Annotated in this window: 11 protein-coding genes; 6 read left to right on the top strand and 5 right to left on the bottom strand. The window is 60.7% G+C overall.

Annotated elements, in window-relative coordinates; translation table 11 throughout:
- Positions 1 to 6 precede the first annotated feature (6 nt).
- A complete protein-coding gene (locus CKW16_RS09450) occupies positions 7 to 564 on the top strand; it encodes a PQQ-dependent catabolism-associated CXXCW motif protein (RefSeq protein WP_095128176.1) in 558 nt (185 codons plus the stop codon).
- Positions 565 to 620: 56 nt separating this feature from the next.
- Complete coding sequence (locus CKW16_RS09445; protein ID WP_008149733.1) at positions 621 to 1,283, top strand: response regulator transcription factor; 663 nt, start codon at positions 621 to 623, stop codon at positions 1,281 to 1,283.
- A gap of 128 nt (positions 1,284 to 1,411) precedes the next feature.
- Here the strand turns inward: CKW16_RS09445 and nahK are convergent, their stop codons facing one another.
- The 4 genes from nahK to CKW16_RS09425 form a co-directional block, all read right to left on the bottom strand.
- Positions 1,412 to 4,006, bottom strand: a complete 2,595-nt coding sequence (nahK, locus tag CKW16_RS09440; RefSeq protein WP_095128175.1) for a hybrid sensor histidine kinase/response regulator NahK/ErcS' — start codon at positions 4,004 to 4,006, stop codon at positions 1,412 to 1,414.
- Positions 3,975 to 5,138 carry a nitric oxide-sensing protein NosP gene (gene nosP, locus CKW16_RS09435; RefSeq protein WP_095128174.1) on the bottom strand — a complete coding sequence of 388 codons (1,164 nt, stop codon included), beginning with the start codon at positions 5,136 to 5,138 and terminating at the stop codon, positions 3,975 to 3,977. Before nosP ends, nahK begins: the two co-directional genes overlap by 32 nt.
- Positions 5,139 to 5,293: 155 nt before the next feature.
- Positions 5,294 to 6,478 carry a porin gene (locus CKW16_RS09430; protein ID WP_095128173.1) on the bottom strand — a complete coding sequence of 395 codons (1,185 nt, stop codon included), beginning with the start codon at positions 6,476 to 6,478 and terminating at the stop codon, positions 5,294 to 5,296.
- A 209-nt stretch (positions 6,479 to 6,687) separates the two neighbouring features.
- Positions 6,688 to 7,494, bottom strand: a complete 807-nt coding sequence (locus CKW16_RS09425) for a sulfite exporter TauE/SafE family protein (RefSeq protein WP_095128172.1) — start codon at positions 7,492 to 7,494, stop codon at positions 6,688 to 6,690.
- Positions 7,495 to 7,655: 161 nt separating this feature from the next.
- Between CKW16_RS09425 and CKW16_RS09420 the strand changes: the two genes are divergently transcribed.
- Complete coding sequence (locus tag CKW16_RS09420) at positions 7,656 to 8,519, top strand: MBL fold metallo-hydrolase (RefSeq protein ID WP_095128171.1); 864 nt, start codon at positions 7,656 to 7,658, stop codon at positions 8,517 to 8,519.
- Positions 8,520 to 8,672: 153 nt separating this feature from the next.
- On the opposite strand, the gene bkdR is transcribed toward CKW16_RS09420, so the two are convergent.
- Positions 8,673 to 9,161 carry a Bkd operon transcriptional regulator BkdR gene (gene bkdR / locus CKW16_RS09415; protein ID WP_033054503.1) on the bottom strand — a complete coding sequence of 163 codons (489 nt, stop codon included), beginning with the start codon at positions 9,159 to 9,161 and terminating at the stop codon, positions 8,673 to 8,675.
- 185 nt (positions 9,162 to 9,346) lie between these two features.
- Between bkdR and CKW16_RS09410 the strand changes: the two genes are divergently transcribed.
- Genes CKW16_RS09410 through CKW16_RS09400 form a run of 3 tightly spaced genes read left to right on the top strand, consistent with a single transcriptional unit; the run spans position 9,347 to position 12,920 of the window.
- Positions 9,347 to 10,582, top strand: a complete 1,236-nt coding sequence (locus CKW16_RS09410; RefSeq protein ID WP_046048921.1) for a 3-methyl-2-oxobutanoate dehydrogenase (2-methylpropanoyl-transferring) subunit alpha — start codon at positions 9,347 to 9,349, stop codon at positions 10,580 to 10,582.
- A gap of 1 nt (position 10,583) precedes the next feature.
- Positions 10,584 to 11,642, top strand: a complete 1,059-nt coding sequence (locus CKW16_RS09405) for an alpha-ketoacid dehydrogenase subunit beta (protein ID WP_033054499.1) — start codon at positions 10,584 to 10,586, stop codon at positions 11,640 to 11,642.
- On the top strand, positions 11,643 to 12,920 hold the full coding sequence (locus CKW16_RS09400) for a dihydrolipoamide acetyltransferase family protein (RefSeq protein ID WP_095128170.1): 1,278 nt from the start codon (positions 11,643 to 11,645) through the stop codon (positions 12,918 to 12,920).
- Position 12,921 lies beyond the last annotated feature (1 nt).

Here is a 12,921-nt window from a genome sequence, read left to right as displayed (position 1 = left end):
ACCCCCATGCCGCGTGCCCGACGTCGTCTGCTACGCCCTTCTCTCGCCGCGCTATCGCTGAGCCTGTTGCTGGGCGTCGCGCAGGCCGAAACCCCGCTGTTTTCCGCTGACGGCTATCGCATCGGTCTGTACCGCAGTCCGACCCCGAATCAAGTCCAGGGCGCCGGCATCATCGATACCGCGGCCCTGCAAACCCTGCTGACCCAGACGCCGCGTCCGGTGCTGATCGACGTCTACCGCCGCCAGTGGTTGCAAGGACGTTTCATCGAAGACCAGCCCCACGAAAACCTGCCCGGCAGCCATTGGCTGGCCAATACCGGCGACGGTGACCTGACACCCGACTGGCAGGACTATTTTGCGCGTAAGCTGAACACATTGACCGCAGGTGATCTCGCGCAACCGCTGGTCTTCTACTGCCGCTCCGATTGCTGGCTGAGCTGGAACGCCGTGAAGCGCGCCGCCGCCATGGGCTATAAGACTCTGTATTGGTATCGCGACGGCCTGGACGCCTGGCAGGCAGCCAACCTGCCCGTAACGCCCGCCCAGCCCGAGCCCTTCCCCTGACCTATACGCGTGCGAGTTGTTGCCACACCCTAAACAAAATAATGAGGTGAAAGGCTATGTACAAAATTCTGATTGCCGACGATCACCCGCTGTTTCGCGAAGCCATTCATAACGTCATCAGCGACGGTTTCCCCGGCAGCGAAGTGATGGAAACCGCCGACCTGGACAGCGCCCTGGTGCTGACGCAGGAACACGACGACCTGGATCTGATCCTGCTCGACCTGAACATGCCCGGCATGCACGGCCTCAATGGCCTGATCAACCTGCGCAACGAGGCGCCGACCATTCCGGTGGTGATCGTCTCGGCCGAACAGGACAAACAGGTCGTGCTGCAAGCCATCACTTACGGCGCGGTGGGTTTCATCACCAAATCCTCGCCACGGGTACAGATGACCGAGGCCATCCAGCAGATCCTCAACGGCAATGTCTACTTGCCGCCGGACATCATCCGCACACAAAAATGCGGTACAAGGCGCATGAACGATGCCCCGAGTTTCCCACCTGAACTGCTCCAGGCCTTGACCCGCAAGCAGTTGCTGGTGCTCGAACGCATGACCAAGGGCGAGTCGAACAAACAGATCGCCTACACCCTGGAAATCGCCGAAACCACGGTTAAGGCGCATGTCTCGGCAATCCTGCGCAAACTCAATGTGCACAACCGGGTGCAAGCGATCTTGAGTGCCGGCGACATAGATTTCGGATCGTATTTACGGCGTTGAGACCGAGTCGCCCCATTCGCGAGCAAGTCGAATCGTCGCACCGCCGCTCCCACATTGGATCTGAGTCGCCTCGGTCAATTGTGGGAGCGGGCTTGCTCGCGAAGGGGGCAGCACAGACACCAGAAGCCTCAAGGCCTGCCGAGCAAGTGACTCATCGCGGTCTTGAGTTTCATCGGCCGCACCGGTTTGTGCATCAGGGTGTGGCCCAGTTCGCGGATCTGCTGCTTCAGCTCGTTGCTGTAATTAGCAGTAATCATCATCGCCGGAATCGCCGAGCCGCGACGGGCGTTGATCCGGGCCACGGCATCGACGCCGTTCTGATCGTCATTCAGGTGATAGTCGGCGATCAGCAAATCGGCTTCTTCGTGATAGTTGTCCACTTGCCGCGCCAGGTCCTGCTCCGACAGTGCAGTGACCACCAGACACCCCCACCCTTCAAGCAACGTGCGCATGCCGGCGCAAATGGCCGCGTCGTTGTCCAGCACCCACACCCGCGCCCCACGCAGACGTTCAAGCATCGGTTCACTCATCAGCAGACTCGGCAGCGCCTTGGGTGCCGTGGCGCTGAGCGGCACTTCGACCGAGAACATCGAGCCCTTGCCCGGCCACGAACGCACATGAATGCTGTGACCGAGAATCCCGGCGATCTTTTCCACGATCGCCAGGCCCAGGCCCAAACCGCGATCCTGATCAGGACGCTGCACATCACCACGCTTGAACTCTTGAAAAATCTCCTCGAGGCGATTTTCAGCAATGCCCATGCCGCTGTCCCAGACCTCGATCGACAGGCGCTGGTGATGACGCCGGCAACCGAGCACCACACGACCGCTGTAGGTGTAGCGAATGGCGTTGCTCAACAGATTTCGAAGGATCCGTGCCAGCAACTGAATGTCGCTGCGCACCAATGCGGAACAAGGAATGAAATGCAGTTCCAGGCCTTCACTGCGAGCCACTTGGGTGTACTCGGCCGCAAGGTTCTCCAGCAATTCGCTCAGGGCGAACGGCGCAATGTCGGCCTTGATCACCCCGGCATCCAGTTTGGAAATGTCCACCAGCGTACCCAGCAGGTTCTCCACGTCTTCCAGGGAGTTGCTGACATTACGCACCAAAATCGCATTGGCCACCGGCTCCCGCCGTTCGAGCAACGCGCTGGTAAACAGCCGTGCGGCGTTGAGTGGTTGCAGCAGGTCGTGACTGACGGCGGCGAGAAACTTGGTCTTCGACAGGTTGGCCTGTTCGGCCTCGAGTTTGGCTTCACGCAGGCGAGATTCCGCCCGCCGACGCTCATCGATCTCACGCAGTAATTGGTCGTTGAGCGTGGTCAGTTCCGCCGTCCGTTCGCGCACCCGCAACTCAAGATTCTGATAGGCCTGGTGCAGCGCTTCAGCGGTGCGGCGGCGTTCGGTGATGTCGCGGATCAACACGAAAATCCCCACCACTTCCCCGGTGGCCAGGCGATTGGGTACGTAGGAGCGCAGCATGTAGCGTTCCTGGTTGTTGATGTTGGTTTCGGCGAACTCGAACGTCACGCTCTCACCGGCCAGGGCCCGGGCCACGTAGGCTTCGAGGCGCTGGTAATGCTGTTCGCTGTGGACTTCGCGCAGGCTCTGCCCGAGCATCACGCCCCGAGGCCAGCAGTACCACTCTTCATACACCTTGTTGGTGAACTCGTAGACCAGATCGGCATTGAGGTAGGCGATCAGCGCCGGCACATGGTCGGTGATCAGGCGAATCCAGCGCTCGCTTTCGCTCAGCGCTTCGGCGTGTTGGTAGCGTTCGGTGATGTCGGTGAAGGTGTTGACGAAACCGCCGGTAGGCAACGGATGGGTGCGGATTTCCAGCACCCGGCCATCGTAGAGGCGCTGCTCGCATTCCTGCACGTGCCGCCCGTTTAGATCCCGACTGGCCGGGGTCAGCAGGTTCAACTCGCTGTCGCCGATCACTTCGGCAAACGGACGATGAGCCGCCACCGGGGCCAGTCCGCTGAGTTCGAGGAAACGCCGGTTCCACAACTCCAGAATGCCCTCGGCGTTGACCATGGCCACGCCTTGGGACAGGTTGTCGACCGCACGTTGCAACAAATGCGATTTCTGCGCCACCGCCTGCTCGCGGCGCACGGTTTCGCTGAGTTTGACGTCGGTAATGTCGGTAAACAGGATCACCCGCCCGCCTTCCTGAGTCGGCCTTTCGCTGACTTGTAACCAGCGACCGTCCTGCAGGCGATAGAGCAGGTTTTCGTCGGCATGACCCCGCGGTTCTTCAGTGAACAGCCCGGTGGCGGACATCAGTCGCTTGACCTCGGCCAGGCGCATGCCGGCGTTGATCCGCACCCGGCTGTTGCCCCAGAACGCCTTGAAACGGCTATTGAACAAGACGATTCGCTGGTCCGCATCGAACAGCACAAACGCATCGGAAATGCTCTCGATCGCATCGATCAAATGCTGATGCGCGGTTTCCGCCCGCAGGCGAGCTTCGCTGAGCAAGTGATTGCCCGACTTGAGTTCGGCCATGGCCTGGTTCAAGGCGTCGGTGCGTTCACGCACCTGCTCGGCCAGCACCACCGAATGCTGGAACGCCGCGTACGGGTCGTTGCCGCGGGTGATGCCGGACTCGATCCGTTCGATCAGCGCGCCATTGATGCGCTGCAGTTTGTGGTTGTCGCGCTGCAGGCTGGCGATCTGCGCCTGAAGCTCAGCGGTGCCCAGGGGACCGGCCTCGGGCAATGGCAACCCCGGTGAAGGTCTGGTTGATGTGCATGCCATTGAACTGTTCTCCGTAGGTGTTGAAACCCATCACCCGCTGGTCACGCAAAAACGTTCCGATCTGCTCCAGACTGCCGCCGTCTTCGAGTTCCAGACGCCTGAGAAAGCAGTCGCAGCCGATGGTCAGCAACAGATCGCCGAGGCGCTCCTGCAAGCCTTCGAACAGGGTTTGCAGATTCGGCAGCATCGGGCCTGGCGTCATGACCGTGAGGACGATGCCGTTTTCCACCGCGCAGTAGAAACTCAGGCTCAGGTCCGGGTGAACCTGCTGGATCGCCCGCACGTAATACTGATCGTTGATCCGCACGGCCAACGGGTGCGCGGCGAAGATCCGATGATCGAGCTCCGCCACCGGCACGCCGATGTGCCGGGCGTACTCCTCGGCGGCCGGCTCGGCGTTGAGTTCAAAGACCCGGCGCGAGGCGCTGTCGGCTCCGGTGACCACCAGTTTTTCCGCCCTCGGCAGGATGTGGTGAGTGGTGAACACCTCGAAGTCCAGCCAGGTATTGACCAGCACCACCACCGCCGCGCCGCTGTGGAACTCGCCATTAAAATAGACGTGGGTGTGGGTCAGGTAATTGTCGTCGCCGGCCGAACCGCCGAAATGCGGAATGTCGCCCAACGCCGCGCTCAGGGCCGCGAGGACCATTTCTTCCCGACTGGACAAACCATCGAGCAGGGTCAACGCAAAGCTGTTGCCCTTGATCGGCGCCAGGGTGTTGCTGCGACAGCCACTGACCAGTCGCTCGACCATTTGCTGGGCGTCGATCAGGCTGAAACGCTCCATCTCGGAGATCAGTTCGGCGTCGATGGAAAAATGCCGGTGGTCAAAGCCCACCGCGGTCACGCAGTTGCGCCCGTAGCCCAGGGGCGTGATTTCCCCGGCGCTGGTGCAACCCACCAGGCGAATGCCACCGAAGCTTTGTTGCAAGGCCTGGCCCAGCGCCTGCAAGTCGTACTCGGCGGAACAGAAGAACAGCACGAAGCCCAAGTGCGGGTGCAACAGTTGTCGCGCCAGCTCCTGGGCCACTTGCTGGGCATCGGTGGCCTGGGACATTGCACTGACCACACCTTCACTCTGGACCTGCTGCATCGTCGCCTCCCGCAGGTGCGCATGTATGAGGTTCGAGTGTACGAAGCCTGTGAGCTGCTACGTATGCTACTTGGGTAGCGGGTAGCCGCTTCGATGGGATGAGAACGGTGTCGACCCTCGCCGCGATGCGCGCAGCGAAGGTCGCCACCAAAGGCTTACCAGGTCAGCACCGCCCCCACCGCAAAGGTGTCGGTGTCTTCGTTCTGGTCGCTGGTGTCGTGGCCGTTGATTGCGAACTGGTTGTACTCGGCCACCAGCTTGAGGTTGTCGTTGACGTCATGGAACAGCGCAACGCCGCGCGTTTCGTAGTCCGCGCCGCTGCCGACCACGCCATTGCCGTCGTCGTTGGTCTTGCCGTAAGACAAAGCCAAGCGGTTCTTGCCCAGTTTGTAGGAGCCCTGCAGCAGGTAACCGTCACTGTCGACGTTGCGCAGGGTCGGCTCGCCGGCGTTGTTGGTGAAGAACGGGTTGATGCCTTTGGCCTGGAAACCGGAGCCAGTGAGCGACAAGCCGCCCATTTTCGCCTGCACGCCATAGCCGACGCCTTTGGAGGTGACGGACTCGACGGTGGAATCGGTATTGTCCGACGTCTGGTAGCTGCCGTTGACCCAGCTGTAGATCTTCGCCCCGGCGAGGTCGAACTGATAGGTGATCTCGCTTTCGGTACGCGGGTTTTCTTGGTAAGCCTTGCCTGTCGGGCTGCTGTCGTTGGTGTCCACCGGGTCCATGATCCCCACGGCCACCCGCAAACCCTCCATCACCGGCGTGCGGTAGGTAATCTGCGACGTCGGGAACGGGTACGGATAACCCGTGCCGATGTTGCCGAACGACACCCCGCCACCGTCCACCAGCCCCAGGGTATCGCTGACCTGGCCGTAACCGGCGAGCATTTCATCCAGCAGGATGTTGGAACGGGCAAACAGGCCGAAGTCCTTGCCGATCAGCACTTCGCCCCACTCCGGGTTGGCCACCGTGCCGTAGAACTGCCGCACGTCGATGGCGGTGTCGGTGCCGTTGGTTTCACTGTCGTTGATGGTCACCCAGAAGGAGGACCGGGCACCGAGCTTGAGGTCATCGACCTGCTTGCTCATGTTGAAGCCCAGGTAGTTGGGCAGAAAACCCATTTTGACCCGCGCCTGTTTCCGGTCGAATTGGTCGCCGGCACGGTCCACATCGCTGTTCACATAGAAGGCGTTGATGTAGCCGTCGGTGGAAAACGTGGTCTGGTCCTTGTCGTACAGCACGATCTCGGCTTCGGCCATCGAGCTCAAACCGAGGGTCGACAGGCTGGCGATGAAGGCCGGCAAGAAACGATGCTTGATGTTCTTATTGTTGTGCATGACGCGCTCCGCAGCGGGGGACTGGATGTCGGAGGCGATTATCGAAAGCTGACCGGCGGCGTCATACGCTGCCTTGGAGGCGGTTTTGAAGTGCTTTGGAGTGGCAGGTCATGCGCGACAAGTTCGGTGTAAGACCGTCCATCGACGAGGCCCGGAACTTAAGGTGTACGCCTGTGGAACGGACTGGCCTCCACAGGAACCGGTACTTGCTAGACCCCCGCTCTAAACAGCATATAAGCGGCGACCACGACACAGATGCTGGCGAAGCCGATCTGTAATCCCCGGGCCGGTACTCGCGCGCAAAGTCTTCGGCCAATGATCATGCCGACGATGCTCGCGACGATAAACGCCACGCCCAGACCGTCGATTCGCACCCCGGCCTGAAACGCGCCGATCACGCCGATGGCGGAAATCAGGCTGATCACCATCAAGGAAGTGGCGACGATTCCGCGCATCTGCACATCGGTCAGTTGCTTGAACGCCGGGACGATCAGGAAGCCGCCGCCCACCCCGAGCAGCCCGGAGACAACACCGGTCACCGCGCCCAGTGCCGCGAGGGTCGCGGTGCACTTGGCGGTCCAGGAGAAGCGCCCGGTCTGCTGATCGAGCATGCAGTTCTTCTGGCCCCAGTTGGCGTGGCCGTGGTCGCTTGGTCCCTCTTCCTGTCGTTCACGGCGCAGCATCCGCCAGGCCACCATGACCATCAGCAGGCTGAACAGGATCATCAGGATTTTTTCCGGCAACTGATGGGCGAAGTAGATGCCGACCGGCGAAAAAACCGCCCCCAGCAGGGCAATCAGCAAGGCTGCGCGATAACGCACCAGACCATGGCGCAACCCGTCAATGGCGCCGACAGCCGCCGCACTTCCCACCGCAAAGAGTGCGACCGGCGCAGCCTGGGTCATGGTCAAACCCAGCCCCAGCACCAAGGCCGGCACCGCAAGAATGCCGCCACCGGCGCCGGTCAAACCAAGTACCAACCCCATCACCACGCCAAAGAAACTTGCCAGCAACATAAAACACTCGTGATCTGCAAAAAAAAGCCGGGAGCGCCCGGTATCGATGACTGACAGGATAGAGCCCGCGCAGCTTTTTTCATTAATTGAATTGATGCGGGCTGGTCAGCGCAGGGAAAATGAAACTACCCTCAAGGCTTGTCCAGAAAGAAACGGCCACCATGCCTGCCTTGATTGAAGCTTTTTTAGACCCTGCCTCGTCGACCTTCAGCTACGTCATCTACGAGCACGATGGCGGGCACTGCGCTATCGTCGACCCGGTACTCGACTACGATCCCGCCGCCGGGCGAACCGCCACCGCCCAGGCCGACAAGATCATCGCCTTCGTTCGCCAACATCAATTGCAAGTGCAATGGCTGCTGGAAACCCACGCCCATGCCGATCACCTGTCCGCCGCACCGTATTTGCGTCGGGAACTGGGTGGCAAGATTGCTATCGGCGAATCCATCAGCAAGGTTCAGGGCGTGTTCAAGACCCTGTTCAATCTTGAGCCGGAATTCTGTATCGATGGTTCGCAGTTCGATCATCTGTTCGCGCCGGATGAATCGTTTCGCATCGGCAATCTGAAAGCCACGGCGCTGCATGTGCCCGGCCATACGCCAGCGGACATGGCCTATCTGATCGACAGCGATGTGATTCTGGTGGGCGATACGCTGTTCATGCCGGACGTGGGCACCGCGCGCTGCGACTTTCCCGGCGGCAACGCCAATCAGATGTTCGCCTCGATTCGCAAACTGCTGGCTTTCCCTGCCGCCGTTCGACTTTATGTCTGCCACGATTACCCGCCTGCGGGCCGCGATCCTCAGTGCATGAGCACGGTGGGCGAGCAGCGCAAAAGCAATATTCATATCCATGACGGTATCGACGAAGCCGCGTTCGTCGCCATGCGCACCCAGCGCGATGCGGGGTTGGGCATGCCGACACTGTTGCTGCCGGCGATTCAGGTGAATGTGCGGGCGGGGAACTTGCCGCCGGCCGAAGGCAATGGCGTGACCTACCTCAAAATCCCTCTGAATAAACTCTGAGTTTCCCCTCGTAGCAGCTGTCGAGCACCGCGAGGCTGCGTTCGGTTTGGGCCGCATTCGGACGAAGCAGTCGTAGAACCTGTAAACGCATTCTTTCTGACAGGCCGCAGACGCAGCCTCGCGGTGCTCGACAGCTGCTACAGAGCTTTGCGTTTAGTTGTTGAGGGTCAATCCGTTAGCCGGCAACGGCAGTGCGGTTTTATAGCGCACTTGCTTCAGCGCAAAGCTCGAGCGGATGTTGGCGACGCCGGGGACTTTGGTGAGGAAGTCCATCATGAAGCGCTCCAGCGACTGAATGGTCGGCACCAGTACGCGAATCAAATAGTCCGGGTCGCCGGCCATCAAATAGCATTCCATCACTTCCGGGCGATCCGAGATCGCCTCCTCGAAATGCTGCAACGCCTCCTCCACCTGTTTTTCCAGGCTGACGTGAATGAACACGTTGACGTGCAGCCCTAGCAGCTCGGCATCCAGCAGGGTCACTTGCTCACGAATCAGGCCCAGTTCTTCCATCGCCTTGACCCGGTTGAAGCACGGCGTCGGTGACAGATTGACCGAGCGTGCGAGGTCGGCGTTGGTGATGCGCGCGTTCTCCTGAAGGCTGTTCAAAATGCCGATATCGGTACGGTCCAGTTTGCGCATGAGACAAAACCACCTGTTTTTTATGTTTATGCAGATTTTTTATCCTCAAATGATCGCCAACGCAACGAAACAGAGAGAAATATTCTTCTGGGCCCGGCCTATGATTGTTGTAGGACAAGAATTCTTTCATCGAAGAATGACGGTCAGCTCACTACAAGAAATTCACAAGATCGAGCGTAGAAGCCATGAACCAAGCGTACGAACCGCTGCAACTGCACGTTCCCGAACCATCGGGCCGTCCTGGCTGCAAAACCGACTTCTCCTACCTGCGTCTGACCGACGCCGGCACGGTGCGCAAACCCCCAATCGACGTTGAACCGGCCGACACCGCTGATCTGGCCAAGGGCCTGATTCGCGTGCTCGATGACGAGGGCAATGCCCTCGGTCCATGGGCCGAAGGCGTTCCGGCCGAGATCCTGCGTAAAGGCATGCGCGCCATGCTCAAGACGCGGATCTATGACAACCGCATGGTGGTCGCCCAGCGTCAGAAAAAAATGTCGTTCTACATGCAGAGCCTTGGCGAAGAAGCCATCGGCAGCGGCCAGGCCCTGGCGCTGAACGTCGATGACATGTGCTTCCCGACGTACCGCCAGCAAAGCATCCTGATGGCGCGAGACGTGCCGCTGGTGGACCTGATCTGCCAACTGCTGTCCAACGAGCGTGATCCGCTCAAGGGCCGTCAGCTGCCGATCATGTACTCGGTCAAAGACTTCGGTTTCTTCACCATTTCCGGCAACCTCGCCACCCAATTCGTACAGGGTGTGGGCTGGGGCATGGCCTCGGCGATCAAGGGCGACACCAAAATCGCCTCGGCCTGGATTGGCGACGGCGCTACCGCTGAATCCGACTTCCACACCGCCCTCACCTTCGCCCACGTTTACCGTGCGCCAGTGATCCTCAACGTGGTCAACAACCAGTGGGCGATCTCCACGTTCCAGGCGATTGCCGGTGGTGAAGCGACCACGTTTGCCGGTCGTGGCGTCGGTTGCGGCATTGCCTCCCTGCGGGTCGATGGCAACGATTTCGTCGCGGTCTATGCCGCCTCGGCCTGGGCTGCTGAACGCGCCCGCCGCAACCTCGGCCCAACCATGATCGAATGGGTCACCTACCGCGCCGGTCCGCACTCGACTTCCGATGATCCGTCCAAATACCGTCCTGCCGACGACTGGAGCTACTTCCCGTTGGGCGACCCGATTGCGCGCCTGAAGCAGCACCTGGTGAAAATCGGTCAATGGTCCGAAGAGGAACACGTCGCCGTCAGCGCCGAACTCGAAGCCGAAGTGATCGCCGCGCAAAAAGAAGCCGAACAGTACGGCACCCTCGCCGGCGGCCAGATTCCAAGCGCCGCGACCATGTTCGAAGACGTCTATAAAGAGATGCCGGAGCACTTGAAGCGCCAGCGTCAAGAGTTGGGGATCTGACATGAACGATCACAACAACAAAATCGAGTTGGAAACCGCCATGACCACGACCACCATGACCATGATCCAGGCCCTGCGCTCGGCCATGGATGTGATGCTTGAGCGTGACGACAACGTCGTGGTGTTCGGCCAGGACGTCGGCTACTTCGGCGGCGTGTTCCGTTGCACCGAAGGCCTGCAGAACAAGTACGGCACCTCCCGGGTGTTCGATGCGCCGATCTCCGAAAGCGGCATCGTCGGCGTCGCCGTGGGCATGGGTGCTTATGGTCTGCGGCCGGTGGCCGAGATCCAGTTCGCCGATTACGTGTACCCGGCGTCGGACCAGATCATTTCCGAAGCCGCACGCCTGCGTTATCGCTCGGCCGGCGAGTTCACCGCACCGATGACCCTGCGCATGCCTTGCGGCGGCGGCATCTACGGCGGCCAGACCCACAGCCAGAGCATCGAAGCGATGTTCACCCAGGTCTGCGGTTTGCGCACGGTCATGCCGTCCAACCCTTACGACGCCAAAGGCTTGCTGATCGCCTCCATCGAAAACGATGACCCGGTGATCTTCCTCGAGCCAAAACGCCTGTACAACGGCCCGTTCGACGGTCACCACGAACGCCCGGTAACCCCGTGGTCGAAACACCCGGCCGCACAAGTGCCGGACGGTTACTACACCGTGCCGCTGGACGTCGCCGCCATCACCCGTCCGGGCAAGGACGTGACCATCCTGACGTACGGCACCACGGTTTACGTGTCGCAAGTGGCGGCTGAAGAAACCGGCATCGACGCTGAAGTCATCGACCTGCGCAGCCTGTGGCCGCTGGACCTGGACACCATCGTCAAGTCGGTGAAGAAAACCGGCCGTTGCGTGATCGTTCACGAAGCGACCCGCACCTGCGGTTTCGGCGCCGAACTGGTCGCCCTGGTGCAAGAGCACTGCTTCCACTACCTGGAAGCGCCTATCGAGCGCGTCACCGGTTGGGACACTCCCTACCCGCACGCACAAGAGTGGGCGTATTTCCCTGGTCCGTCCCGAGTGGGCGCGGCTTTGCATCGGGTTATGGAGGTCTGAATGGGCACGCACGTTATTAAAATGCCGGACATTGGCGAAGGCATTGCAGAAGTTGAATTGTCGGTTTGGCACGTCAAAGTCGGCGACATGGTCGTCGAAGATCAGGTACTCGCCGATGTCATGACCGACAAGGCGATGGTCGACATCCCGTCGCCGGTGAACGGCAAGGTGATTGCGCTGGGCGGTGTGCCGGGCGAAGTCATGGCGGTTGGCAGCATCCTGATCAGCATTGAAGTCGAAGGCGCGGGCAACGTTAAAGAGTCGGCTCAGCCTGCACCTGTTAAAGAAGCGCCGGTTGCGGCACCGAAAGTTGCAGCCGCTGTTGAAAGCAAACCGTTCGCCGCTGCAGCGCCGCGAGCTGCCGTATGCCAAGGTCCGATGGTCGCTCGCGAAGCTGATGAGCGTCCGCTCGCCTCCCCGGCTGTACGCAAACATGCGCTGGACCTCGGCATCCAGTTGCGCCTGGTGCGTGGCACCGGCCCTGCCGGTCGGGTGCTGCACGAAGACCTCGACGCCTATCTGGCCCAAGGTCAACAGCCGCAATCCACCGCTGCCGCCGCTTACGCCCAGCGTAACGACGAAGAACAAATCCCGGTCATCGGCATGCGCCGCAAGATTGCCCAGCGCATGCAGGACGCTACTCAGCGCGCCGCTCACTTCAGTTACGTCGAAGAAATCGACGTCACCGCCGTGGAAGAACTGCGCGCGCATCTGAACGAAAAATACGGCGCAACCCGCGGCAAGCTGACCTTGTTGCCGTTCCTGGTCCGCGCATTGGTCGTTGCCCTGCGCGACTTCCCGCAGATCAACGCCCGTTACGACGACGAAGCCCAGGTCATCACCCGCCTCGGCGCGGTGCACGTGGGCATCGCCACCCAAGCCGACATCGGTTTGATGGTGCCAGTGGTCCGTCATGCCGAAACCCGCAGTCTGTGGGACAGCGCTCAGGAAATATCTCGCCTGGCCACCGCTGCGCGCACTGGCAAGGCCAGCCGCGATGAACTGTCCGGCTCGACCATCACCCTGACCAGCCTCGGCGCCTTGGGCGGCATTGTCAGCACCCCGGTGCTGAACCTGCCGGAAGTGGCGATCGTCGGCGTCAACAAAATCGTCGAACGCCCGATGGTCGTCAAAGGCCAGATCGTGATTCGCAAGATGATGAACCTCTCCAGCTCCTTCGATCACCGCGTGGTCGACGGCATGGACGCGGCGCAATTCATCCAGGCCATCCGTGGCTTGCTCGAACAACCCGCCACCCTGTTTGTGGACTCTTTTTAAC

It is taken from the genome of Pseudomonas sp. Irchel s3h14, assembly GCF_900187425.1.
Taxonomy (GTDB): domain Bacteria; phylum Pseudomonadota; class Gammaproteobacteria; order Pseudomonadales; family Pseudomonadaceae; genus Aquipseudomonas.
This window is presented reverse-complemented; position numbering and strand designations above follow the sequence as displayed.